Below are 24,470 nucleotides of genomic sequence, written 5' to 3' on the forward strand. Positions count from 1 at the left end.
GCGGGCGGCGCGCATCACGGGTCGCTCGGCCGCTCCCCGGTGGTGACCCACCCTCGCCAGTCACGGCCACCAGAAGTGTAGCCCGGCGTCAGTACACGTAGCGGTGGACGGTCTCCGGGTGGATGACGACGCGGAGCTGCTCGGTCGCGAGGATCCCGGCGAGGTCGGCGGCCCGGGTCGGGTCGGTGAGGTCCCAGTAGCGGGCGGCGAGGCGGGAGCTCAGGTCGTGCGCCCCTTCGGTCTCCACGGTGGTGCGGCCTGCGACGGAGATCCAGCGCTCGCGTTCGCCGACGGGTGCGGCGACGACCAGCGAGGCGCGCGGGTCGCGGGCCAGGCGGCGCAGCTTCAGGGAGCCCGGCTCCGTGAAGAACTGGACGGTGCCCTCCGGGGTGGCCTCGAACCACACGGGGCGGGGCTGGGGCGGCTGCGTCCCGCCGGCGACGGACAGGAACCCGTGCAGGGGGCGGGCGAGGAACTCGAGGTCCTCGGCGGTCAGGTTCGTGCTGTTGGTCATGCCAGCGATTCAACGCGGCCGAGTCGGACGAATCCATGGGCGATGAGCCGGATTACCTTTGTGATCGTCTAGCCTCAGGAGATGGACTCGTTCGGGGACCTCTTCCGCGGGATGCGCGCCCAGGGCTCGCTGTTCGGCAGCTCGACCCTGTCACCGCCCTGGGCGCTGGACTTCGTCGACGGGGCGCCGCTGACGCTGTGCGCGGTCATCAGCGGAGCGGGCTGGATCGTCACCGAGGGCCAGCCACCGGTACAGCTGCGCGCCGGCGAGACGGCGGTCGTGCGCGGCCCCGCGCCGTTCCTGTTCGTCGACGAGGTCGGCACGACCGCCGAACCGGTCGCGTGCGGCGAGCACTGCGCGGTGCCCGAGCTGGGCGGGACCAGGCACCGGCGCGGCTGGAGCGACTGCGGAGAGGGCGCGACGACGCTCGTCGTCGGCGCCTATCCGGAACGCGGCGAGATCAGCCGGCGGCTGCTGGACGCGCTGCCCGTGGTGCTGCGCGTCGGGGCGGGCGGCGGGAGCGACGCCGTGCTGGACCACCTGGCCGCCGAGGTCGCCGCCGACACCCCGGGGCAGCAGGTGGTCCTGGACCGGCTCCTGGACTGGCTGCTGGTCTGCGCGGTGCGCGACTACTTCGACCGGCCCGGCGGCGAGCCCCCGGCCTGGTACGCCGCCCAGCGGGACCCGGTGGTCGGTGACGCCCTGCGCCTCCTGCACGCCGAGCCGGCGGCGCCCTGGTCGGTCGCCACGCTGGCCGCCCGGACGGCGGTGTCCCGGTCCACCCTGGCCAAGCGGTTCGCCGACCTGGTCGGTGAACCGCCGCTGACCTACCTCACCGGCTGGCGGATGACGCTCGCCGCCGACCTGCTGACCGAACGCGAGAGCGCGACCGTCGCGGAGGTCGCCCGGGCCGTCGGCTACTCGGACCCGTTCGCCTTCAGCGTCGCGTTCAAGCGGGTCCGCGGCGTCAGCCCGAGCGAGTTCCGACGCACCGGCGCGCCGGCCCGGAGCGCGTAGCGCTCACGCCGGGATCCGCACCTCGAACCCCAGCAGCTCCCAGGCGCGCGCCGCCCTGGGGACCCGGTCGGCCGCACCGACCCCGGACAGCCCGCCGGCCACCATCGAGACGGCGAGCAACAGGTCGTCCGACGTCGTCCCGGGCGGCACGTCACCGGCAGCCGTCGCGTCCTCGAGCCGGGTCCCGAGCGCGACGGCGACCCGGTCACCCAGGCCGGCCAACCGCCCGTCGGGCACGCCCGACCGGACCAGGTCCACGAACCCGACCGACTCGACGGCATGCCGCGTGACCAGCCCGAGCAGCTCGGGCAGCCCGACGCCGGGGGTCGCCGCGAGCTCCTCCACGGCGGCGACCTGCTCCTCGAAGACGGCGACCACGAGGTCGATCCGCTCGGGGAAGTGCCGGTAGAGGCTGCCCTGCCCGACGCCCGCGCGCTTGGCGACCGCGCTCAGCGGCGCGCCGGTCCCGGCGGACCCGAAGACCTCACGAGCCGCCGCCAGCAGTGCGGCGCGGTTACCCGCCGCGGCGCGCGGCCCCAGGTTGGGCACTCCCCCGCGGCGCGCGGGTGCGTGCGGGAGATCGCCGCGCCGAGGGTCACGAAGTACACCGGTCATGGCGCTATCCTAGATACCGGACAACACTGTCCGGTATCGTTCACGTCCCAGGAGCGCACCATGGCACTGACCGTTCACTCCACCGTCGGCGAATGGCTCGACCACCCGGTCGGTGGCCAGATCCTCGCCGGCTTCCTCGCGCAGGGCGGCGCGACGCCGGACTCGCTGGCCCCCGCCCGCGGCCTGCCGCTGGGGCAGCTCGTCGCCATGTCCGGCGGCAAGTTCCCCGCCGAGGCGCTCGACGCCCTGGTCGGGGCCTACCGGGAGGCGGCACCCGACGAGGCCGCCCAGGCGGACGCGGACACCACCAGCGAGCAGCCGGCAGGCTGGGTCGAGCAGCTCACCCCCGGCCGCTTCGCCGGCCAGACGGTGATCGTGACGGGCGCGGCGTCCGGCATCGGCCGGGCCGTCGCCACCCGCGTGGCACGCGAGGGCGGCCGGGTCGTCGCCGCCGACATCTCCAAGGAGAAGCTCGACGAGCTCGCGGCCACGCTGACCGACCTTCCCGCAGGGGCGGAGGTCATCCCCGTCGCCGGCGACATCTCCGACCAGGGCGACGTCGAGCGGATAGCGCTCGCCGCGGGCGACCGCGTCGACGCGCTGGCCAACGTCGCCGGGATCATGGACGACATGTCCGCGGTCCACGAGGTCAGCGACGACCTGTGGGAGCGCGTGCTGCGCGTGAACCTGGAGGGCACCATGCGGCTGACCCGCGCCGTCGTGCCGGGCATGCTGGCGGCGAAGGAGGGCCGCATCGTCAACGTCGCCTCCGAGGCCGGGCTGCGCGGCTCGTCCGCCGGCGTCGCCTACACCGCCTCCAAGCACGCGGTGGTCGGCCTGACCAAGTCGTCCGCCGTGATGTACGCGAAGAGTGGTATCCGCACCAACGCGGTGGCGCCCGGCGGCGTCGCCACGGGCATCCACGTGCCCGGCGCGGCCGAGTTCGGCGCGCCGGTCCTGCGGCCCTACCAGGGCAACATCCCGAGCCTGGCCATGGCCGAGGAGCTCGCCGCCTCCATCACCTTCCTCCTGTCGAAGGACTCGGTGAACCTCAACGGCGCGATCATCGCCTCGGACGGCGGCTGGTCCGCCGTCTGACGCCCTAGGACCGGGTGGCCGACGACGGATGCGGCGTCGGCCACTCCAGCGCGTCGGCCGCCCAGGTGTCCGGCCTGCCGATCCGCATGAGCGGCCGCGTGCAGCCGAGCGCCAGGAGCACGCACGCCATCGTCCCCACCATCACCCACAGGCCGGCGCCGATGCCGAGGCCCGCCAGCAGCGCGCTGCCCAGGACGGGTGCGGCAGGCGCCGCGATCAGGCCGGTCAGCCCGAGCAGGGACGTGGCGCGGCCCATCATCCGGTCCGGCACGATCACCGTGAGGTACCCCGTGAAGCCCGCGTTGAGCGCCGGGTAGAGGAACACCCCGAACGCCAGCATCGAGACGAAGACCCAGTACGTCGGCACGAGCGCCATGACGGCCAGCGCGACGACGAGCAGGCCGATGGTCAGGAGCCCGAACCGGCCGACCCTGGTGCGCTGCACGATCGGTCCGGCAACGACGGCTCCCGCCAGCATGCTGATCCCCGCGCACGCGTCCACCAGCCCGATGAGCCGGGGGTCGGTGCCGGTCCGGACGAGCTCCAGGTTGACGACCACGACCAGCGCGATCGCCGTCAGGTTCAGCAGGGTGATCAGGACCAGCACGGCACGGAAGAGCGGCACGGCACCCACGAAGCGCAGCCCTTCGCGCAGGTCGGCCAGCGGATGGCTCAGCTCGGTCCGCTCGCGGTTGAGCGGCTCGCGCACGAGCGAGACCGCTACCGCCTCGATCGCGTGCCCGACGACGGAGGCCACGAACGGCAGCACGTGGGCCATGCCGTAGAGCAGTCCCCCGATCGGCCCCGCGAACAGCCCGACCGCCGCCATCCGCCCCTGGTTCACGGCCATGGCGTTGGCCATCTGGGCGGGCGGCACGACGGCGCGCAGCGCGCCCCCCGACGCGGGGTTCACGAACGCGCTCACCATCGAGGAGCCGAACAGCACCGCCGCCAGGTGCCAGCCGCTCAGCGCGCCGGCGAGGCCGGCCACCAGCGCCGTCGTCCAGAGGGCAGTTCCCGTGGTGGCTGCGAGCACCAGCAGCCGACGGCGGTCCACCCGGTCCGCGACGACGCCCGCCGGCAGGGTCGCCACCAGCGCGCCGACCTGGCCGATCCCGCTGATCAGGCCCGCCTGCGCCACCGAGCCGGTGAGCTCGAACGCCAGCAGCGGCACCGCGAACGTGCCGATGCCCGCCCCGATCGCCTGTGCGAACCGCCCGGTGGTCAGGAGCAGGTAGGCGCGGTTACGCCGGAGCGGAACCTCTTGCGCGGGTTCGGTCCCGGCGGTCCGAGTCTCTGCGATCACGCCGCACAACGTAGTGGTCGGGTGTGTCGAGCGGGTGAAATGTCCGCACTTCGGCTAGTCCCACCTGCCGGGCCTCAGGCGGTGTCGGAGCCGACGGGGTAACGCATACCCATCTCGCGGGTGCCGGCTGGGCCGTACTGCGTTCAGTTCAGCCCCGAGGATGCGGGCCCTGCTGAACTATTCAGCCAGGGCGAACTAAGCGTAGCTGAGATGAACGAAATCCAGCAGACCTGGCACCCGCCGCCAAGGTCCACTACGCGTCGGGCCTGCTCGACCGGGCGGGTCGAGAGCGGGCGGGTCGAGACCGGGCGGGTCGAGACCGGGCTCAGCGGCCGATCGAGGCCTTCCGACCTGCGACGTACAGGCCCTCTCGGGCGATGCGGCCCACGGTCTCGACGAGCAGCGCCCGCTCGGCGACCTTGATCCGTTCGGTCAGGGCCGGCTCGTCGTCGTGCTCCTGGACGGGCACGGCGGCCTGGGCGATGATCGGGCCGGTGTCCACGCCGTCGTCGACGACGTGGACCGTGCAGCCGGTGATCTTCACGCCGTGGGCGAGCGCGTCGCGCACGCCGTGGGCGCCCGGGAAAGAGGGCAGCAGGGCGGGGTGCGTGTTGATGATCCGGCCCTCGAACCGCCGCACGAACGTCGGCGCCAGGATCCGCATGAAGCCGGCGAGCACCACGAGGTCCGGCTGGAAGACCGCGACAGCCTCCGCGACGCCCACGTTCCACGCGGCGCGGTCCTCGAAGTCCTTCGTCGAGACGACTACCGAGGCGACCCCCGCCTCGTGCGCGAGGCCGAGGGCGCCGGCGGCGGGGTTGTCGGTGACGACGCCGACCACGCGGGCGCCGTACGACGCCTCCCCGTGAGCGGCGAGCAGGGCGGCGAGGTTGGAGCCGAACCCGGAGACCAGCACGACGACCCGCTGGGACGACGTGGACTCGACGGGGTGACCGGAGGGCGTCTGCACGAGACCCAGCCTACGTGGACCGGACCGCGGACGGCGCCGTCAGCCGACGCCGCCGGGTCACGCGGGCTCGGTGTCGCCCGCCCCTGCGACGGGCCTGTCGGGCCACCCGGCCCGGTCAGGAAACCCGGGCCCGTCGGGGCTGTCGGAGTCGCCAGCGGTGTCGGACTCGACGGACCTGCCTGGCTCCCCGGACCCGTCGGGCCCGGCGCCATCGGAGTCGCCGGGCTCAGGCCCGTCGGACCGTTCGGCGACGACGACGGCGTCGGCGCCTGATCCTTCGTCGTGCAGCAGATCGGCGACGGAGCTCTCGGGACCCCTCCCTGCCTCCTCGACCCGGTCCCGCAGGCGCGCGGGCAGGCCGACGGCGTCCAGCTTGGCGCCGAGCAGCACCGCGGCCGCTCCCCCGCCGACCTCCGCGGCCACCAGGCCGGCGGTCACCAGGGGGTTCGCACCGACGTCGGCCAGCCGGCCCGGTCCACCGGCACCCGCCGCCATCCACTGCCCGAGGAGCATGACGACGGCCGGGGTGAGGACGATCCCGCCGAGCACCCAGCCGACGTCGGACCAGCGAACCAGCGACGGCTCCAGCCGGCGCCACACGAACAGACCCGCCGCCACCCCGCACGCGACCACGAGCACGGGAGCCCAGGCGGTGATCGGGTTGGCCCAGTCCTCCCCCGGCAGCGCGCCGAGGAGCGGGATGGCGGGCAGCGGTCCGGAGATCGTGCCGAACGGCGTGAAGCTCGTCCCCTCGCCGATCGCGAAACCCGGCCCCGCGAGCCAGGCGATCGCCCACAGCACCAGGTTGGGCAGCAGGGCCAGCTGCGCGACGGCGAACACGATCCCGCCGGTCCAGCCGGGTTCGAGGGCGGTGATGATGTCCGACGACGTGGCGCGCCCGGCCAGTGCCCACGCCGCCACCAGGAGCGCCCCACCGCCGAGCAGCAGCGCGACGGCCAGCGTTCCGCCCCGCAGGCCGAGCCGCAGCGTCGCGGGCACGAGGTCGACACCGGTGGCCCGGCGGGCCAGAACCTCCACCCGCTCACCGAGCTCGGTGGCTGCCGGGGCGTCCGGGCGCGCAAGGATGCCGAGCGCCATGCCGAGCCCGCCCATGAACAGGCCGGCCAGGGGCGCCGTCGCGAGCGTCCAGCCGGGTGCGCTCCCTGCGACGGCGGCCACCGCCGTCGTGCAGAGGGCGTAGGTGACGGTACCGGCGGCCCACGCGGCCACCGAGGTCGTCGCGAAACGCTTGGCCGAGACGTAGGTCGCGAACAGCGCAAGGCCCGCGATGCCGAGCGGCGCGAGGGAGACGGTGACGGCGTCGGCGGTGAGCGGGACGCCGTGGCCCAGCAGCCAGATGCCCATCGCGACGTCGACGGCCGAGCGCACCTCCGCGCCGTCGCCGGGGGTACCGGGGGCCGGGGACATCGCGGCGGTGCCGACGAGGTAGGCGACGACCGCGGGAAGGACCACCACGGCGAGCGACAGCACGAGCGCCTGACCGGCCGCGAGGACACCGGCGACGATGTGGGAGACCGTCGGCGGTTCGTGCTCCGCGGGGGTCGGCTCCTCGACCAGCCGGCTGCGGCGGGCGGTCGGCCTGCTGGCCGGTCGGCTCGTCCGGGCACCGGGGGTGCGGGTTGCCGAGCTGGGGCGGGGTGGTGCGCTCACCGCTCAATCTTCACCCGGGCAGGGCTGTCACACGGCGGACGCGGCTCGGCGTGGCCCGGGTGAATCTCGGGAAAAATCACCGCGAAGCATGGAGTTTACGAGCGGTTCTGGTGTAGAAGCGCCCGCTTTGCCCGTTAACCCATCGAGCCCATCGTTGGTCGAGCGGCACTTCGGTGGTCGAGCTTGTCGAGACCTGGGCCTCGACAAGCTCGACCACCGAAGTGCCGCTCGATCAACAGCTACCCCGAGGGGTCAGAGGGACTGCAGGACCTCGCGCATGAGGTCGGCGGTCTCGGTGGGCGTCTTGCCGACCTTGACGCCGACGGCCTCGAGGGCCTCCTTCTTCGCCGCGGCGGTACCGGCCGAGCCGGACACGATCGCGCCTGCGTGGCCCATCGTCTTGCCCTCGGGGGCGGTGAAGCCCGCGACGTAACCGACGACCGGCTTGGTGACGTGCGCCTTGATGTACTCGGCGGCACGCTCCTCGGCGTCGCCGCCGATCTCGCCGATCATCACGATCGCCTTGGTCTCCGGGTCGTTCTCGAAGGCCTCGAGCGCGTCGATGTGCGTGGTGCCGACGATCGGGTCGCCGCCGATGCCGATGGCGGTCGAGAAGCCGAGGTCCTTCAGCTCGTACATCATCTGGTAGGTCAGCGTGCCCGACTTCGACACGAGACCGATCGGGCCCTTGCCCGTGATGGTGTGCGGCGTGATGCCGGCCAGCGACTCGCCGGGCGTGATGATGCCGGGGCAGTTCGGCCCGATCATCCGGGTCTCCTTGCCCTGCAGGTAGGCCCACACCTCGGCGGTGTCCTGCACGGGCACGCCCTCGGTGATGACCACGAGCAGGCCGATGCCCGCGTCGATGGCCTCGACGGCCGCGTCCTTGGTGAAGGCCGGCGGCACGAAGACGACGGAGACGTCCGCGCCGGTCTCGGCCATGGCCTCCTTGACGGTGCCGAACACCGGCAGGGTGACGTCCGCGCCCGAGGCGTCCTTGTGCTGCACCGTGGTGCCGGCCTTGCGGGCGTTCACGCCGCCGACGATCTGCGCGCCGGAGTCCAGCATCAGGGCGGTGTGCTTGGCACCCATGCCGCCCGTGATGCCCTGGACGATGATCTTCGAGTCCTTGTTCAGGTAGATCGACATTGTCTTCTAATCTCTGCTTTCGAAGTCTTCAGCGGGCGATCAGGCGGCGGCCGCGGCCTTGGCCGCGGCGAGGTCGGCGCCGCCGTCCATGGTGTCGGCGAGGGTGACGAGCGGGTGGTTCCGCTCGGCGAGGATCTGACGGCCCAGCTCGACGTTGTTGCCGTCGAGGCGGACGACCAGCGGCTTGGTCGCGGCGTCGCCCAGCAGGTCGAGCGCGCCGACGATCCCGTTCGCCACCTCGTCGCAGGCGGTGATGCCGCCGAAGACGTTCACGAACACTGCCTTGACCTGCTCGTCGCCGAGGATGACGTCGAGACCGTTCGCCATGACCTTGGCGTTCGCGCCGCCGCCGATGTCGAGGAAGTTGGCGGGCTTCACGCCGCCGTGCTTCTCACCGGCGTACGCGACGACGTCCAGGGTCGACATGACCAGGCCGGCGCCGTTGCCGATGATGCCGACCTCGCCGTCGAGCTTGACGTAGTTGAGGTCGTTCTCCTTGGCCTTCGCCTCGAGCGGGTCGGCAGCGGCCGAGTCCTCGAGCTCCGCGTGGTCCGCGTGGCGGAAGCCGGCGTTCTCGTCGAGCGTGACCTTGCCGTCGAGGGCGACGATCTCGCCGTCCTCGGTCTTGACCAGGGGGTTCACCTCGACCAGCGTGGCGTCCTCGGCCTTGAACACGGTCCAGAGACCGCGGATGACCTCGGCGACCTTGCCCTTGATGTCGTCGGCAAAGCCGGCGGCGTCCACGATCTCGGCGGCCTTGGCCTCGTCGATGCCGACGGCCGGGTCGACGGCGATGCGGGCCAGCGCCTCAGGGCGCTCGACGGCCAGCTGCTCGATCTCCATACCGCCCTCGACGGAGCACATGGCGAGGTAGTTGCGGTTCGACCGGTCCAGGAGCACGGAGAAGTAGAACTCCTCGGCGATCTTGGCGCCCTGCGCCACCATCACGCGGTGCACGGTGTGACCCTTGATGTCCATGCCGAGGATCTCGCCGGCCTTCTCGGCGGTCTCTTCGGGCGAGTGGGCCAGCTTGACGCCGCCCGCCTTGCCACGACCACCGGTCTTGACCTGGGCCTTCACGACGACAGTTCCGCCGCCCAGCTTCTCGGCGCCTTCGCGAGCCTCTTCGGGGGTCGTCGCGACAACCCCACCAAGCACGGGCACGCCGTGCTTCTCGAAGATGTCGCGCGCCTGGTATTCGAACAGGTCCACCCTGCTGCGTCCTTCCATCGGGATGCGGCCCTCGGACGTCGTTGTCGCCCGGAGCCCGGCTGAAGCGATGTCTCGACGTCAAGACATCCCGGTACAGCGTAGCCCTGGATCGCCCGTGCTTCCGAACGAAGCGGCGTTATTCCGGGCCCGGCAGGAGGTGGTGTCGCGGCTCGGCGGCACGGGCGACGAGCGCGGTCCGCTCACCTGCGGTAGTGGGTGAAGAACTCCCAGATGAGCTCGGTTGCAGACACTTCCTGTGTGGCGCTGCTGTCGTTGCCGCCGGGCCAGCTGTGCGTGCCGCCGGCGACCTTGTAGAACACGACGTCGGCCCGCCCGCGGCATGTGGTGTACGTCTCCCTGACGACGTGCTCCGTGACCGGTTCGACGCTCGGTCCGGTGGTGCAACCGTTCATCCGCGCCCACGACTGCACGGCGAGCTGGGTCGTGTATCCCCAGCGCTTGTCGCCGTTGCCCTGGTAGGGGTTAACGGTGTCCGCGTCGCCGTGGAAGGTGATGACCGGCACGCTGCGCGCGGGTGCGCACGACTGGAGCTCGACGGCGGCCGGGTCGTCGGGCGAGGGCCGGCCCGCGCGCAGTCCCGCGACCGGCGCGATGGCCGCGACCTTGTCCGGGCGGGCGCACGCGTACGCCGACGCCATCCGGGCGCCGCCGGAGTGCCCCGTCGCGTAGACCCGGCGCGGGTCGGCGCAGCCGAGGTCCACCAGCTCGTCGATCACGGCGGTGAGGAACTCGACGTCGTCGCGCGTGCCGGGCGGCGGGTACGCGCCGGCCGTCGTCGGCACGCCGGGCACGTTCCAGAACCAGACCTGGTCGGGATTCGGGTCGGCGACCGGGATGGCGCCGTTGGGCGCCACGGTGACGAACCCTTCCGCGTCGGCGGTCAGGTCGAGGTCGTTGTACGCGGAGATCGACTCCGCGTTGCCGTTGCTGGGGTGCAGGTTGAGCACCAGCGGCGGGGCGCCGGTGCTGTGGTCGGTGTCGGGGCCGGCTCCGGGACCGGCGTCGGGAACGTGCACCCGGACGGGATAGGCGACGCCGTCCAGCTCGACGTCGACCTGGCTCGTGCCCGCCGGCACCGCGCAGTCCCCGGGTCGCCCGGCCTCGGCGCCGTCGGCCGTGGACGTGCTGGTGGTCCCGGAGCCTGCGACCTGGTCGGCGCCGCTGGTCATCGCCGCGTAGGCCGGACCTGCCACGACCGCGCCGAACGCGGTGAGCGCGGCGATCCCCCGGCTCAGGATGCGAGTGCTGTGCATGACGACTCCCTTGTCGTGGTGCGCCCGGCGGGCGGACGCCCGACGCCCCCTGGCACCGGCGCGTCGAGGCTACCCGGCAGATCGTCAACCTGGGTTGACACCCGGGAGGCTTGTCAACCATAGTTGACACATGAGCCAGCAAGCACTCGTCGCGTCCGCCGCCGGGGACGACCCCGCAGAAGGACTGCGCGCCGTACGGGCCCTGCGCGAGCTGGCCGACCGTCTCGAGGCGCTCCAGGTGGAGCGCGCGCGGCGGCTCGGCTGGTCGTGGCAGGACATCGCCGGTGCGCTGGGCGTCTCCCGCCAGGCAGTCCACAAGAAGCACAACAGGAGGATCTGATGTTCGAGAGGTTCACGAAGGACGCCCGCTCCGCCGTCGTCGACGCCCAGCTGGTCGCCCGTGCCGCGCACAGCGACCAGATCGACAGCCGCCACCTGCTCGTCGCCCTCGCCGAGTGCGACGGACCCGCCCGCACCGCTCTGGCCGGCGGCGGTACCGACGTGGCGGAGCTCGTCGCACGCGCCCGCACGAACATCGAGGCGGGCGACGCCCTCGACCCGGCCGCGCTGGCCGCCGTCGGCATCGACCTCGACGAGGTCACGCGGCGCACCGAGGAGACCTTCGGTGAGGGCGCGCTGACCCGCGCCGGCCGCATCCTGCGCGGACGCCGCAAGCACATCCCGTTCACCGCTGACGCGAAGAAGTCGCTGGAGCTCGCGCTCCGCGAGGCGATCCGCCTGGGCTCCAAGGAGATCCACGGCGGGCACCTCCTGCTCGGCCTGACGCGTGCGGAGTCGCCGGCCCGGAGCATCCTGTCCGACGCCGGCGCGGACGTCGAGCGGGTCCGTCACCTCGCGGAGGGTGGGAACGAGGCGGCGTGACGCCCGTCGTCGTCCGCCGCGACGGGTGGGGCGACGGCAGGAAATTGGCCGAACGGTGCCACCTGACCGGAGTCGGCCACGAAACGGTGTCGCCGTTATACGAGCGAAACCCAGTGCACGGTTTCCGATAGGTAGGAAAGGAGCAACACCTCTCGAAAGGGACTTCTGTGTCCACCTTCCTCACCCATGCCAGAGGGCTGGTCGCCGTCGGCGTCGCAGCGGCTCTGGCGGTCGGAGCAGCGTCGACGTCCGCCGCGGCTCCGGCAGGCCCCGGCAGCCCCGTCCCGCCGGGCGACTCCCCCGCAGCGCTCCCGTCGTCGGCGCCGGGATCGCGCAGCGTCACCCTGATCACCGGCGACACGGTCACCGTCACGACGGCGGCGGACGGCACCACCGTCACCGACGTTGAGGGCCCCGGCGGCGCGACGTCGACCTACCACCGCACCGAGCGCGCGGGCAGCACGTACGTCTACCCGGACGCCGTGCTCCCCTACGTCACCGCGGGCACCCTCGACGACCGGCTGTTCAACGTCACGCAGCTCCTCGCGAACGGCTACGACGACGCGAGCGCGGACACGCTGCCGCTGATCGTCCGCTACACGGACGCCGCGGCCCGGTCGCGCGGCACCACGCCGCTCGACGGGTCCGACGTCGTCCGCGCGCTGCCGAGCGTGGACGGCGCCGCCGTCGAGCAGGACCGCTCCGATGCAGCCACGTTCTGGACCGCCCTGACCGACGCCGCGGGCTCCGGCAGCGCCCGCCGCGGCGACGCGCCCGTGTTCGCCGGCGGCATCGAGAAGGTCTGGCTCGACGGCCCGGTCACCGCCGACCTCGCCGAGTCGACCGCCCAGATCGGCGCGCCCGACGTGTGGGCCGACGGCAACACCGGCGCCGGCGTGGACGTCGCCGTGCTCGACACGGGCATCGATCCCACGCACCCGGACCTGGCCGACCAGGTCGCGGCGTCGGCCTCGTTCGTACCCACCGAGGACTACGTCGAGGACTACATCGGGCACGGCACGCACGTCGCCTCGACCATCGCGGGTACCGGCGCGGCATCCGACGGGCTCGAGCGGGGTGTCGCCCCCGGCGCCCGGCTGCACGTCGGCAAGGTGCTGGACAGCAACGGCCAGGGCCTGGAGTCCTGGATCATCGCCGGCATGGAGTGGGCCGCCCGCGACCAGGACGCCCGGGTGGTCAGCATGAGCCTCGGCGGCGAGCCCGCCGGGGCGGACGACCCGATGGCGCAGGCCCTCGACGAGCTCACCGCCGAGACCGGAGCGCTGTTCGTGACCGCAGCGGGCAACGGCGGCCCGCGGACCATCAGCACCCCAGCCCTCGCCGACTCGGCCCTGACCGTGGGTGCCGTCGACGCGACCGACACGCTCGCCGAGTTCTCCAGCACGGGCCCTGCGCTCGACGGCGGGCTCAAGCCCGAGGTCACCGCCCCCGGCGTCGACGTCCTCGCGGCCCGCTCGCAGCTCGTGCGCGGCTCCGGCATGTACACGACCATGAGCGGCACCTCGATGGCGACCCCGCACGTCGCGGGCACCGCGGTGCTCGTCGCGGCGGCGCACCCCGACTGGACGGCGCAGCAGATCAAGGAGGCGATCGTCAGCACGGCCGCGCCCACGCCCGCCTACACGGCCTTCGAGGCCGGCAGCGGCCGGGTCGACGCGCCGGCGGCCGTGGCCGCGGAGGTCTTCGGCACCGCGAGCGCCGGGTTCGGCTTCCACACGTTCGGGTCCGGCCCGGACGAGCTGTCGAAGCCCGTCACGTACACGAACCTGGGTGACGCGCCGGTCGACCTGCGCCTCGCGGTCGACGGCGCGGTCCCGGCGGGCTTCCTCGCACTGTCGTCGGGCTCGGTCACGGTGCCCGCGCACGGCACCGCGTCGGTGACGCTCACTGCCGACCTGTCGCTGCTGCCCGCGGACCAGGAGCTCAGTGCCACGGTCGTCGCGACGGACGACGCCGGGACGGTGCGGGCCCGGACCCTGACGGGCGCGACCCGGGAGGGGCAGCGCCAGGAGCTGACCGTCACCGTGAAGGACGACGACGGTCGCCCGGCGACCGGCAAGCTGCTCGTCACGTCGGACGCCATCTTCGCCGGGGCGGACCTCGACGAGAACGGCAAGGCCGTGCTGCGGCTGCCCGTGGACAGCTACAGCGGCTGGCTGTCGGTCGACGTCGAGGGCGCGAACGGGCCGGGCTCGCTCGGCACCGCGCTCCTGAGCTTCGTGGACGTGGACCTGAGCCAGGACCGTGCGGTCGTGCTCGACGCCCGCAAGGCGGTCCAGGTGCGGGCCGAGGTGCCGCAGGACACCGACCCGGGGGCGATGCGCCTCGACGTGATCCGGCAGTTCCCGAACGGCGGGTACACGGCGAGCTCCATGCTCCCGGCGGGTGAGCACGACAGCCTGTGGGCGCTGCCCACCGGGAAGAAGGTCACCGACGGCCTGTTCGAGTTCGGGGCGCAGTTCCGCCTGGACCAGCCGGCCCTGACGATCGTGGAGGGCCGCGACGGGATCGGCGACCTGCGGGTCAAGCGTGGTGCCACGCCGCTGCCGGCCGGCACCCGCACCCTGCGGGTGGTGCGGGCCGAGGGCCCGTCCGACCTGGCGCGGCCGGGCTCGGGCCAGCACCTGAAGGGCACGGCAGTCGTCGTGCACGCCGCCGACACCGACGAGATCGCGGCGCTGGCACAGGCCGCCGCCGACGCCGGTGCGCGCCTCCTGCTCGTGGTGCACGACGGCGTCGGGCGGCTGGCGCCGTGGGACGAGTCCCCGTGGGTCCCCGGCGAGCCGGCCCCGCTCACGGTCGCCACGCTCACGTCCGGCCAGGGAGCCGAGCTGCTCCGGTCGCTGGACCGCCGCCGACCCGAGGTCACTGTCGCGTCGCACCCGACGACCGAGTACGTGTACGACGTCGTGCACCACTGGACGGGCGCCGTCCCGGCCCGGCCCACGTGGACCTCGACGAAACGCGACCTCGCCCGGGTGGACACGTCGTTCCGCAACTACCGGCAGGGTCCCGCCATGGAGACACGGTTCGACGTCTGGCACGGGTGGACGGCGGGCAACCAGCTCGCGGCGCCCGCGCAGGGTGAGCGGACCGACTGGGTGACCGCCGGCGTCCCGTGGACGCAGAGCGCGCACATCTCGGGCGAGATGGGGCAGTCGTCCATCGAGGTGCTGCGGTACGGGGCTCGTACGGCCAGCGACGTGACGTGGTTCGGGCCGATCCTGCGGCCGCGCATGGGTCCGCTGGGGTCCCAGCCGATCCGCTACCTGGACCAGATGTACGTCCCGGTGCCGGGCTGGGGCGACTCCGGGAGCGGGCACGTGGGCACGACCGGCGGCGGGAACTTCGAGGTCCGCAACCGGGCGACGCTCTACCAGGGCGACACCGAGCTCCTGTGGGGCAACGCCGAGTTCCTGCCGGTCGACGGCGGCCTGCCCGCCGAGCGGCTGCCGTACCGGGTGGTCGTCGACAACGACCGCGCGGACTGGGCGGGACCGTACTCGACGCACACGCACACCGAGTGGGACTTCACGTCCGCGGCCAGCGGGCCCGACGCCGTCGAGCCCCTGCCGCTGGTGCAGCTCGACTACGACGTGGACACCGACACGGCGGGCCGCGCCTCCCGCAACGCCCGGCTGACGGTGACCCCGTCGCACCTGCCGGGGATCGAGGCCCGCGTGGGCCGGCCCACGGTCGAGGTGTCGTACGACGACGGTGCCACCTGGCGCCGGCTCGACCTCACGCGGGACCGCGGCTCCTGGTCGGCCGGACTGGCGGCGCCGAGGAACGCTGAGTTCGTCAGCCTGCGGACGGTTGTCGAGGACAGCGACGGGAACAGCGTGTCGCAGACGCTGACGCGGGCGTTCGGCGTGCGCTGACACCACCCCGCACGGGGGTGAGGCCCCGCGTCCACTCCGCGAAGTAGAGCGCTTGTCCGGGTCTCCCTGGTGTCACCAGGGAGACCCGGACAAGCGCTCTACTTCGCGGAGTGGACGCGGCCGTTCCTCCCAACTCACCGCCGTGGACTTTCGCCCGGATGGTCTGTAATGCACCGCTACGATCGTGCGCCATGAAGCATGCCCGTAATGCCGGTCCCGACATCGCGTTCCGGCTCGCCCGGCGTGTGGTCTCGACCGTCGCCGACGACATGTCGACGACGCAGCGCGTCGTGGCCGGTGCGGTCGCCGCGCTCGTCGGCATCTCCCCGTTCGGGGCGTGGAACAAGGTCGAGGCCCAGGCCGAACCGCTCACCGTGGGTACGCCGGTCGAGGTCGGTCCGTTCGAGGTGACCATCGAGAAGGCCGCCACGGCGGACGAGCTCGGCTACCTCGTGCCGGAGCCGGGCAACCAGATGCTCGCGGTCGTCGCGGACGTCACCAACACCGGCGAGGTGCCCGAGTACAGCAGCCAGATCGGCGAGGCGATCCCGGCCCCGCAGAACGTCGGCATCATTCCTGCTGCGCCACTCGGGGAGCCCGGCGCGGGCAGCGAGGCCGCTCCCGGGACCGGGGACGCACCGGACGGCGCCGACCCCTCAGCGAGCCCGTCCCCCGACGAGGCCGAGCTACCCTCCGCGTCCGTCGTCAACATCGAGGACGGCACCAGCATCAGCATCCTCAACCCCGGCCTGACCTATCGGGTCGCGCTGATCTGGGAACAGAGCGGCACGTTCTCCGGCGACGAGATCCCGCTCCGGATCATGGAGCTCGAGTGGATCGAGGAGAGCGCGGGGAGCCTGGACAACGAGTACTGGCTTCCTCTGGACGAGGTCGCCTTCGCGGGGCAGATCCCGGTCCAGCCGGCGAAGCCGGCACCCGACGCCGAGGAGGGTGCGCAGTGAGGCACGGGCGGCGCCGGATCACCTGGAAGGGCACCGCGCTCGTCGTCGGCGCGGTGACGGCGGGCTGCGCGCTCGTGACCTACCTGCCGCAGGACGCGGGCGTGGAGGCGCCCTTCGTCGTCGAGGGAGAGGTCGGCGAGACGCTCGACCTCACGTACGCCAAGCTCACGGTCACCGAGGTGCGGGTCGCCGACACCCTGACGGGACTCTCCGAGACCGCAGCCGCGGGCGGGACCTTCGTCGTGGTCGACGCGACCTGGCGCGCCGTGCAGGGCCAGACGAGCTTCGGCGGTGCCGAGGTCACCGACCAGCAGGGTCGCCGGTTCTGGCCGACCAACCTGGCCGGGTGCTCCACGTCGGCCAGCGCGCAGCCAGGCTATGCCTGGCGCACCACGTACTGCTTCGACGTGCCGCGCGACGCGCTGGCGGGGGCGACGGTCCGGCTCGCCCGGGGCGGCCAGAGCGAGGACCACGCGGGCCAGCGACGCGACGCCGTCGCCGTCATCGACCTCGGCATCACACCGAGCGAGGCCGACACGCTGTGGGAGGCGGAAGAGACCGTATCGCCCGAGGCGCCGGGTTACGCCCCGGCGAGCGCAGGAGGTAGCGAGGGATGACAACTCTGGTGACCCCGGCGTCGCCGGGCCCTGGTCAGGGGACACCCCCGGGCGCGGCACCGAGCCTGCCCCCCGGCATGCTGCCCGGCATGATCCCGCCGAACGCCCGGGCGCCGCGCCCGCGCAGGAGCTGGGGGCGGCGCAACGCCGTCTGGCTGGTGCTGCTGCCGATAGCGATCGTGGTGGCCGCGGGGGCATCGTCGTTCCGGGTGTGGTCGTTCTGGTGGCCGGTGGGCCTGCACCTCGAGGTGGACCGGGTGGCCCTGGGCGAGCCCGCGCACCTGGCGGGCGAGTACTACGACGCCTTCGGGCTCGACGTGCCGGAGCGGGCGCAGACCACGGTGCTCCGGGAGATCGATGCGACGGTGACGAGCGTCGAGCAGGTCACCGAGCTGCCCGCGCCCAGCTACGGCGATCCGGTGCCGATCCCCGAGGGCTCCGTCGCGTACGAGGTGCGGGTGCAGTTCGCGGCCGAGCTCCGGACCGACCTCTCGCTGTGTCAGATCACCCTCGTGGCGGAGGACGGGACGCGGTACGGGGACTCGACCACTGATGTGCTGGGCAGCTCCAACCGCTGCTCGACGCCGGAGGCGGAGGGCTTCGTCAGCGAGCAGCCGGAGTGGGAGGTCACGTCGTTCGTGCTGGCCGATCCCGGCGCGGAGATCACGCAGGTGCGGCTGGGATTCGGGGGTCCCGAGTACGTGACGTTCGAGCTGCCGTAGCCAGGCCGGAATCGGCGCCGCCGTCTTCTCGGACCACCATGCCACGCTCGACCAGGACCCCGACGGTGGCGGCGATCAGGGCCGCGGCGAGCGCCAGCGCCAGCGCGAGCCCGGCGGCTGACTCCATGGGACTGAAGGCGAGCCACGTGTTGGTCTCGACGGGACCGGTCACGGCACGCACGAGCCACCCGGCGGCCTGCGGCACCCGCATGATGACGAGGTAGCCCAGGCAGAAGACGAGCATCGGGCCGAGGCCGCCGTGCACGATCAGCTTCAGACCGTTCCACAGGGCGGAGAAGCGGGCGCGCAGGTCCTCCGTGAGCGACTCCAGGAGCGAGCGCAGCCCGCCCGGCAGCCAGGTCATGCGGTCGAGCCAGCGGTGCTCGGTGGACGGCGGCTCCATGAGCTTGTGCCCGAGGACGACGGCGCCGAGGGCGAGCCACGCCAGCGGCGCGACGAGGACGATGTCGAGCGACTCGAAGACCGTCACGATCCCGTCGGTCACGAACGTGGCGGCGGTGTTGCCCGTCTCTCCCACGGCCTCCTGCGCGACGCCGACGGTCCCGACGGCAGCCGCCACGAGCTGCAGGTTCGTCGCCTCGTCCCACAGACTCAGCTCGATGCGCTCCATCTGCCCCGCGACCTGGCTGGTCCAGTAGACCTCGAGGCAGCCACCGAGCACGGCGATGCCGAGGAACTGGAACCTGCCCTCCAGCCGGCCGAGCAGCCAGCGCAGCACGAACGCGCCGGCCACGATGGCGACGAGCGTCCAGCCGTTCCAGAGGCCGAGCCGGGAGACGAAGTCGACACCCTGCGCGGAGAACAGGTCGTTGAACGCCTCGTCCGCGGCCGCCTCGTTGACGAACCGGTCCCGGTCGGCGTCCATCAGGCCCTCTACCTCGTAGATCACGAGGAACGGCACCAGCACGGACAGGGCGACGTCGATCAGGCGCCGCTCGCGCCCCTCGGACGGCATCATCGGGGCGCGAGCCGTACCGGAGAGCATGCCGGGGATCTGACCGTTCTCGTCCCGGTACGGTCCCCGCTCCAGGCTCAGGTGCGGCAGGGACTGCCGGCAGACCCACAGCATCCCGACGACCGGCATCAGGTAGCCGATCGGGCTCACGATCAGCAGCAGCTGCGCCACGAACGAGTTCCACTGGCTCAGCTCGACGGCGCCCCACATGGCGCCGTTCCGCACGGCGACGCCGAGCAGGCCGAGCGTCAGCAGCGCGGGCCAGTGTGCGACGAACAGTCGGCCGGCGGAGACCAGGATCCTCATGGCGACACATAGTGTCTTAAAGCAGGACGTATGCGCCAAGCGGCCCGCGATCGTCGCACGGAGGTGGAGCCCGGCAACCGCGCCGGAACGTCACCCGCCTCGCGGCCGGACACCCTCCAGGGCCAGCGTGACCAGCCGTTCCGCCTCGGCCGCGCCGGCCTCCTGCGCCGCGAGCGAGATCGCGTTGACGAGGGTCATCAGGTCCGCCATCGCGACGTCCGGGCGCACGGAGCCCTCGTCGACCGCCCGACGGCGCAGCGGGTCACCCGCCGTGATCAGTGTCGTGCCGCAGGAGTCGCTCTCCTCCGCCGGTGCGTTCAGGATCGACGCCGCCAGGCCGCGGGTCGTCGTCGAGTAGACGGCCACCTCCCGGAGCCAGGTGTTCAGCGCCTCGAGGGCGTCCGGCGCGGCCCGCAGCTCCTCGGCGCGGGCGCACAGGCCCTCGATGCGGTCCCGGAAGACCGCCTCCAGCAGCGACCAGCGCGACGGGAAGTGCCGGTGCAGCGTGGCCGAGCCGACGCCCGCCGAGCGCGCGATCGCCTCGAGCGACGCGTCGGCGCCGTCGCGCGCGATCGCCGCGGAGGCCGCGCTCACGATCCGGGAGTAGTTGCGTCGTGCGTCAGCTCTCATGATCCGCCGTTGCCAAAGTGGGGTGGTCCCCCATATGTTAGCCGAGCCAGCAAACGGGGTACCACCCCACTTAACTCAGGAGGCAGCATGACGGTTCTGGTCATCGGAGCGACGGGCAACCAGGGCGGGGCCACTGCCCGGGCCCTGCTCGACCGTGGGGTCGCGGTCCGCGCCCTGGTCCGCGACACGCGCTCCGACAAGGCGCAGGCCCTGGAGGAACGGGGAGCCGAGCTGGTGATCGGTGACCTGGACGACGCCGCGTCGCTGTTCGCCGCGGCTGAAGGGGCGGACGGCGTGTTCTCGATCCCGTACCCCGACGTCACCGACCTCACGGGCGATGCCGAGGTGGTCCGGGGCCGCAACGTCGTCGAGGCCGCTCGCAAGGCGGGGGTCGCCCAGGTCGTGCACAGCAGCGTCTCCGGCGCCGGCGAGTTCCACCGCACCCAGCCCGGCTGGGCCGAGGGGCGCTGGGACCAGCACTACTGGGAGAGCAAGGCCGCGATCGACGAGGCGGTACGGACCGGCGGCTTCGAGCGCTGGACCGTGCTCAAGCCTGCGACGTTCATGGAGAACCTGACCAGCTGGTCCTACCTGTTCGGCGACTGGTCCAGCGGCACGATCATCACCGGGTTCGCGGCGGACACCCGGATCCCCTGGATCGCCGTCGACGACATCGGGGAGGCCGCGGCGATCGCATTCACGGAGCCCGGCAGGCTCGACGGCATGGATGTCGAGCTCGCCGGCGAGATGCTGACGATGACCGAGACCGCCTCGATCCTCAGCGAGGTCACCGGACGCACGATCAGCGCACCGGTGCTCAGCCCGCTGGAAGCCGTCGAGCGCGGCATGCTGCCCGCCATGGTCAACGGCGTCGAGCGGATCAACGCGAACGGGACGCCCGCCCGGCCCGAGGACGTCCGGGCCCTCGGACTGCCCACCACGGACTTCCGCACCTGGGCGCGGCGCACCCTGGCCTGACGCCACCGCCGGAGGGACACGTCCGAGCCGGCTCTGACGGGGCGCGCACCGTCAGAGCTTGGTGACCGCCGTGTACTTCAGCGCGATGCGCTTGGTCCCGTTGCTCCCGAAGTCGATCTTGACCACCGCGTTCGCCTCGACGTCCACCACCGTGCCGAGCCCGTACGAGTCGTGCGTGACGCGGTCGCCGATCTCCAGGCTCGGGATGTCCTTCTGGACGTTGATCCCGCCGAACCCGCCCTTCGCGCCCGCCTTCTTCTCCGGGGCGAACGGCTTGCTCTGCCCGCCGCCCGACGACGCCGCCGGCGCGCCGGTGCGCGAGGTCCCGGACCGGCCGGCGGACCACGTCGAACCCGTACCCGCGCCGCGCCCGCCCGAGCCGTAGCCGCCCGAGCCGTACCCGCCGCTCCAGCCGCCTCGTCCGTTGCGGATCGCGGCGGTGGACGACTCCCGGCGCCGCCAGTCCCACAGCTCCTCGGGGATCTCCTGCAGGAACCGGCTCTCCGGGAACTCGTTGGCCATGCCGAACGCCGCCCGCACCGAGGACCGCGTGATGTACAGCCGCTCGCGCGCCCGGGTGATGCCCACGTAGGCGAGCCGGCGCTCCTCCGCGAGCTCCGAGTCGTCGTGCAGCGAGCGCATGTGCGGGAAGGTGCCGTCCTCCATGCCCGTGAGGAACACGACGGGGAACTCCAGGCCCTTGGCCGTGTGCAGGGTCATGAGGGTGATGACGCCCTGGTCCTTCTTCGGTGCCTCCTCCGCGGCGCCGTCCGCCACGTCCTCGTCGGGGATCTGATCGCTGTCGGCGACCAGCGAGACCCGCTCCAGGAAGTCGGCCAGCGAGCCCTCGGGATCGGTCTCCCCGAAGTCGACGGCCACGGCGTGCAGCTCCGCCAGGTTCTCCACGCGACCCTCGTCCTGCGGGTCCTCGCTCGCGCGCAGCTCCGCGAGGTAGCCGGTGCGGTCGAGCACCGCACCAAGGACCTCCGCCGGCGGGGCGCCCTGGTCCACCAGCGCGCGCAGCTCCCGCATCATGTCGCGGAAGACGAGCAGCGGCTTGAGGGACCGGTTGGTCATGCCGGGGATCTCGTCGGCGCGCTCCAGGGCGGCACCGAACGAGCTGCGCTCCCGGTCGGCGAACGACGCGACCAGCGACTCCGCGCGGTCGCCGAGCCCGCGCTTGGGCACGTTGAGGATGCGGCGCAGGTTCACGTCGTCGTCCTCGTTGGCCAGTGCGCGCAGATAGGCGACGGCGTCCTTGACCTCGCGGCGCTCGTAGAACCGCGTGCCGCCGACCACCTTGTACGGCAGGCCGACCCGGACCAGCACCTCCTCGAGCGCGCGGGACTGCGCGTTGGTGCGGTAGAAGATCGCGACGTCGCCCGGCCGCACACCCTCGCTGTCGCCCAGCTTGTCGATCTCGTCGGCGACGAACCGCGCCTCCTGGTGCTCGTCGTCGGCCACGTAGCCCACGATCTTGGCCCCGGCACCCGAGTCCGTCCACAGGCGCTTGGGCGTGCGGCCGGCATTGCGGGAGATCACCGCGTTGGCCGCGCTCAGGATGTTCTGCGTGGAGCGGTAGTTCTGCTCCAGCAGGATGGTGGTCGCGGCCGGGTAGTCCTTCTCGAACTCCAGGATGTTGCGGATCGTGGCGCCGCGGAACGCGTAGATCGACTGGTCGGAGTCGCCCACGACGGTGAGCTCGGCGGGATCCAGTCCCCCGTCGACCTCCGCGCCCACCCCCGCCAGCTCGCGGACCAGCGTGTACTGCGCGTGGTTCGTGTCCTGGTACTCGTCGACCATGACGTGCCGGAACCGGCGGCGGTAGTGCTCCGCGACGTTCGGGAACGCCTGGAGCAGGTTCACCGTGGTCATGATGATGTCGTCGAAGTCCAGCGCGTTCGCCTGCGCCAGGCGCGCCTGGTAGCGCGTGTAGACGTCGGCCAGCACCTGGTCGAACTTGGGCGCCGTCGTGTTGCGCTCCTCGGCCGACTGGCCGCCCCACGGCCGGCGGATGGCGCCTGCCTCTGCCGCCGCCGCGGCCGCGAGCGCCTCCTCGGTGGCGTTCGCCCCGGTCTGCCGGGCGTAGGTCTCCGGGTCGATCAGCTCGTTCTTCAGGTCGCTGATCTTGTTCGACAGGCCGCGCGCCGGGTACTTCTTGGGGTCGAGGTTGAGCTCGCGCGTCACCAGCGTGATGAGGCGCTGGCTGTCGGCGGCGTCGTAGATGCTGAAGCTCGACCGCAGGCCCAGCGTCGTCGCCTCGCGGCGCAGGATCCGCACGCAGGCCGAGTGGAACGTGGACACCCACATGCGGTTCGCGGCCGGGCCGACCAGGCCCGCGACGCGCTCCCGCATCTCGGCCGCCGCCTTGTTCGTGAACGTGATCGCGAGGACCTCGCCCGCCCGCGCCCTGCCGGTGGCCAGCAGGTAGGCGATGCGGTGCGTCAGCACGCGCGTCTTGCCCGAGCCCGCGCCCGCGACGATGAGGAGCTGCCCGCCCTCGTGCACGACGGCGGCCCGCTGCTGCGGGTTGAGCCCGTCCAGCAACGCCTCCGGGTCGAGGTGGGAGTAAGCGCCCCCGGCGCGCGGCGCCTCGGACTCGTGCGGCAGGCCCGCCAGCCAGTCCGGCTCGCTGGGGAGCGCGGCCTCGCCCGGGTCGCCGGCGCCCGCACCGTCGTCGTCCCACTGCGGCGCCGTGCTCGGCAGGCGCGACATGGTGCCTGGCGACGCGGGGTCGAGGCCGGGCAGGGAGAGGCTGTCGAAGAGGGAAGTCATCGCCCCTAAGCCTAGGCGGGCTCACCGACACTGCCGACGGTGGCACGGATACGAGCTGTCACGCCGTCAGACCTTCTCCCAGACCGAGACCTGCTTGGTGCTCTCGTGCTCGAACGGGGCCCGGTCCCAGCCCGCCCACCGGTGCTTGAGCCGCATGCCCGCGATGCGGGCCATGAGGTCCATCTCGGCGGGCCACGCGTACCGGAAGGGGACCACGTGGAACCGGCCGCCGTCCGGGGTCACCGTCACGTGGTTCGACGTGTAGAGCTGCGTCGCGACGTCGTACCGGTCGAAGCCGACGTACCCGCCCCCGTCGTCGGGCGCGACGGCGAACGGCACGGCGTCCTGGCCGGGCGGCATCCGCCGCAGGCCCGGGACGAGAACCTCGACGAGGAACAGCCCGCCGGGCCGCAGGTGCGCCGCCGCGTTGCGGAAGACGTCCACCTGCCCGTCCTGGGTGGTGACGTTGTCGATCGTGTTGAAGACCAGGTAGACCAGCGAGAACTCGCCGGGTGCCACGGCGCCGTCGGACAGGGTAGAGGTCATGTCGCCGATCGTGACGTCGATGCCCTCGCCGCCCGGCTTGCCGCCGATGCGGGCGGCCATGGCCTTGCTGAGCTCGATGCCGCTCACCGGGACGCCGCGCGCGGCCAGCGGCACGGCGATCCGGCCGGTCCCTATCGCGAGCTCCAGCACGGGGCCGCCGTCGGCCAGGTCTGCCAGCACGTCGACGACCGGGTCTGTCGCCTCGGGGGCGTTCGCGCCCCCCGGGCCGTCGTACCCGGCGGCCACGCTCTCGGGGAACAGGCCGTCGCTCGGGTCGTCGATGGTCGTGTCGTCGCGCGCCGTCTCGCTCACGACGGCGACGCTACGCCCGACGGCGGCGCCCGCACA

At 72.7% G+C, this 24,470-nt stretch carries 21 protein-coding genes; 9 read left to right on the forward strand and 12 right to left on the reverse strand.

Annotation, left to right across the window (positions count from 1 at the left end; genetic code table 11):
- Nucleotides 1–88: 88 nt before the first annotated feature.
- The gene (locus ACNYC2_RS23715; RefSeq protein ID WP_419704142.1) at nucleotides 89–514 is read right to left on the reverse strand and encodes a pyridoxamine 5'-phosphate oxidase family protein; all 426 of its coding nucleotides are present in this window, start codon (nucleotides 512–514) and stop codon (nucleotides 89–91) included.
- An 81-nt stretch (nucleotides 515–595) separates the two neighbouring features.
- On the opposite strand from ACNYC2_RS23715, the gene ACNYC2_RS23720 reads away from it, so the two are divergent.
- The gene (locus tag ACNYC2_RS23720) at nucleotides 596–1,531 is read left to right on the forward strand and encodes an AraC family transcriptional regulator (RefSeq protein WP_419704143.1); all 936 of its coding nucleotides are present in this window, start codon (nucleotides 596–598) and stop codon (nucleotides 1,529–1,531) included.
- 3 nt (nucleotides 1,532–1,534) lie between these two features.
- On the opposite strand, the gene ACNYC2_RS23725 is transcribed toward ACNYC2_RS23720, so the two are convergent.
- Nucleotides 1,535–2,146, reverse strand: a complete 612-nt coding sequence (locus ACNYC2_RS23725; protein WP_419704144.1) for a TetR family transcriptional regulator — start codon at nucleotides 2,144–2,146, stop codon at nucleotides 1,535–1,537.
- A 60-nt stretch (nucleotides 2,147–2,206) separates the two neighbouring features.
- Between ACNYC2_RS23725 and ACNYC2_RS23730 the strand changes: the two genes are divergently transcribed.
- Complete coding sequence (locus tag ACNYC2_RS23730; protein WP_419704145.1) at nucleotides 2,207–3,244, forward strand: SDR family NAD(P)-dependent oxidoreductase; 1,038 nt, start codon at nucleotides 2,207–2,209, stop codon at nucleotides 3,242–3,244.
- A 4-nt stretch (nucleotides 3,245–3,248) separates the two neighbouring features.
- Here ACNYC2_RS23730 and ACNYC2_RS23735 read toward each other — a convergent pair whose 3' ends face one another.
- From ACNYC2_RS23735 to ACNYC2_RS23760, 6 genes are all read right to left on the reverse strand, one after another.
- Complete coding sequence (locus ACNYC2_RS23735) at nucleotides 3,249–4,550, reverse strand: MFS transporter (RefSeq protein WP_419704146.1); 1,302 nt, start codon at nucleotides 4,548–4,550, stop codon at nucleotides 3,249–3,251.
- A 325-nt stretch (nucleotides 4,551–4,875) separates the two neighbouring features.
- Nucleotides 4,876–5,520, reverse strand: a complete 645-nt coding sequence (gene purN / locus ACNYC2_RS23740) for a phosphoribosylglycinamide formyltransferase (RefSeq protein WP_419704147.1) — start codon at nucleotides 5,518–5,520, stop codon at nucleotides 4,876–4,878.
- Between the two features lie 57 nt (nucleotides 5,521–5,577).
- The gene (locus tag ACNYC2_RS23745; protein ID WP_419704148.1) at nucleotides 5,578–7,191 is read right to left on the reverse strand and encodes a DUF6350 family protein; all 1,614 of its coding nucleotides are present in this window, start codon (nucleotides 7,189–7,191) and stop codon (nucleotides 5,578–5,580) included.
- A gap of 252 nt (nucleotides 7,192–7,443) precedes the next feature.
- The gene (gene sucD / locus ACNYC2_RS23750; RefSeq protein WP_419704149.1) at nucleotides 7,444–8,340 is read right to left on the reverse strand and encodes a succinate--CoA ligase subunit alpha; all 897 of its coding nucleotides are present in this window, start codon (nucleotides 8,338–8,340) and stop codon (nucleotides 7,444–7,446) included.
- Nucleotides 8,341–8,379: 39 nt separating this feature from the next.
- Complete coding sequence (sucC, locus tag ACNYC2_RS23755; RefSeq protein WP_419704150.1) at nucleotides 8,380–9,552, reverse strand: ADP-forming succinate--CoA ligase subunit beta; 1,173 nt, start codon at nucleotides 9,550–9,552, stop codon at nucleotides 8,380–8,382.
- A gap of 200 nt (nucleotides 9,553–9,752) precedes the next feature.
- The gene (locus ACNYC2_RS23760) at nucleotides 9,753–10,826 is read right to left on the reverse strand and encodes an alpha/beta hydrolase family esterase (protein ID WP_419704151.1); all 1,074 of its coding nucleotides are present in this window, start codon (nucleotides 10,824–10,826) and stop codon (nucleotides 9,753–9,755) included.
- A 130-nt stretch (nucleotides 10,827–10,956) separates the two neighbouring features.
- Between ACNYC2_RS23760 and ACNYC2_RS23765 the strand changes: the two genes are divergently transcribed.
- From ACNYC2_RS23765 to ACNYC2_RS23790, 6 genes are all read left to right on the forward strand, one after another.
- Complete coding sequence (locus tag ACNYC2_RS23765) at nucleotides 10,957–11,166, forward strand: helix-turn-helix domain-containing protein (RefSeq protein ID WP_377223943.1); 210 nt, start codon at nucleotides 10,957–10,959, stop codon at nucleotides 11,164–11,166.
- Nucleotides 11,166–11,708, forward strand: coding sequence for a Clp protease N-terminal domain-containing protein (locus ACNYC2_RS23770; RefSeq protein WP_419704152.1), 543 nt, complete (start codon nucleotides 11,166–11,168; stop codon nucleotides 11,706–11,708). The genes ACNYC2_RS23765 and ACNYC2_RS23770 overlap by 1 nt, the downstream gene beginning before the upstream one ends.
- Before the next feature lie 167 nt (nucleotides 11,709–11,875).
- Entirely contained in the window at nucleotides 11,876–15,610 is a 3,735-nt protein-coding gene (locus ACNYC2_RS23775) for a S8 family peptidase (RefSeq protein ID WP_419704153.1), read from the forward strand.
- A 191-nt stretch (nucleotides 15,611–15,801) separates the two neighbouring features.
- The gene (locus tag ACNYC2_RS23780; RefSeq protein WP_419704154.1) at nucleotides 15,802–16,572 is read left to right on the forward strand and encodes a hypothetical protein; all 771 of its coding nucleotides are present in this window, start codon (nucleotides 15,802–15,804) and stop codon (nucleotides 16,570–16,572) included.
- The gene (locus ACNYC2_RS23785) at nucleotides 16,569–17,189 is read left to right on the forward strand and encodes a hypothetical protein (protein ID WP_419704155.1); all 621 of its coding nucleotides are present in this window, start codon (nucleotides 16,569–16,571) and stop codon (nucleotides 17,187–17,189) included. The genes ACNYC2_RS23780 and ACNYC2_RS23785 overlap by 4 nt, the downstream gene beginning before the upstream one ends.
- Nucleotides 17,186–17,911: a hypothetical protein gene (locus tag ACNYC2_RS23790; RefSeq protein ID WP_419704156.1), complete on the forward strand. Its 726-nt coding sequence runs from the start codon at nucleotides 17,186–17,188 to the stop codon at nucleotides 17,909–17,911. The genes ACNYC2_RS23785 and ACNYC2_RS23790 overlap by 4 nt, the downstream gene beginning before the upstream one ends.
- Here ACNYC2_RS23790 and ACNYC2_RS23795 read toward each other — a convergent pair.
- Both ACNYC2_RS23795 and ACNYC2_RS23800 read right to left on the reverse strand, forming a co-directional pair.
- Nucleotides 17,853–19,193: a hypothetical protein gene (locus ACNYC2_RS23795; protein WP_419704157.1), complete on the reverse strand. Its 1,341-nt coding sequence runs from the start codon at nucleotides 19,191–19,193 to the stop codon at nucleotides 17,853–17,855. The genes ACNYC2_RS23790 and ACNYC2_RS23795 overlap by 59 nt on opposite strands.
- A gap of 90 nt (nucleotides 19,194–19,283) precedes the next feature.
- Entirely contained in the window at nucleotides 19,284–19,823 is a 540-nt protein-coding gene (locus ACNYC2_RS23800) for a TetR/AcrR family transcriptional regulator (protein WP_419704158.1), read from the reverse strand.
- An 87-nt stretch (nucleotides 19,824–19,910) separates the two neighbouring features.
- Here ACNYC2_RS23800 and ACNYC2_RS23805 point away from each other — a divergent pair, with 87 nt between their 5' ends.
- Nucleotides 19,911–20,801: an NmrA/HSCARG family protein gene (locus ACNYC2_RS23805; RefSeq protein ID WP_419704159.1), complete on the forward strand. Its 891-nt coding sequence runs from the start codon at nucleotides 19,911–19,913 to the stop codon at nucleotides 20,799–20,801.
- Between the two features lie 51 nt (nucleotides 20,802–20,852).
- Here ACNYC2_RS23805 and ACNYC2_RS23810 read toward each other — a convergent pair whose 3' ends face one another.
- Complete coding sequence (locus ACNYC2_RS23810) at nucleotides 20,853–23,576, reverse strand: UvrD-helicase domain-containing protein (RefSeq protein ID WP_419704160.1); 2,724 nt, start codon at nucleotides 23,574–23,576, stop codon at nucleotides 20,853–20,855.
- Between the two features lie 66 nt (nucleotides 23,577–23,642).
- Entirely contained in the window at nucleotides 23,643–24,434 is a 792-nt protein-coding gene (locus tag ACNYC2_RS23815) for a class I SAM-dependent methyltransferase (protein WP_419704161.1), read from the reverse strand.
- Nucleotides 24,435–24,470: the final 36 nt, after the last annotated feature.

This window comes from Promicromonospora sp. NFX87 (assembly GCF_048564965.1).
In the GTDB taxonomy this organism is placed as follows: domain Bacteria; phylum Actinomycetota; class Actinomycetes; order Actinomycetales; family Cellulomonadaceae; genus Promicromonospora.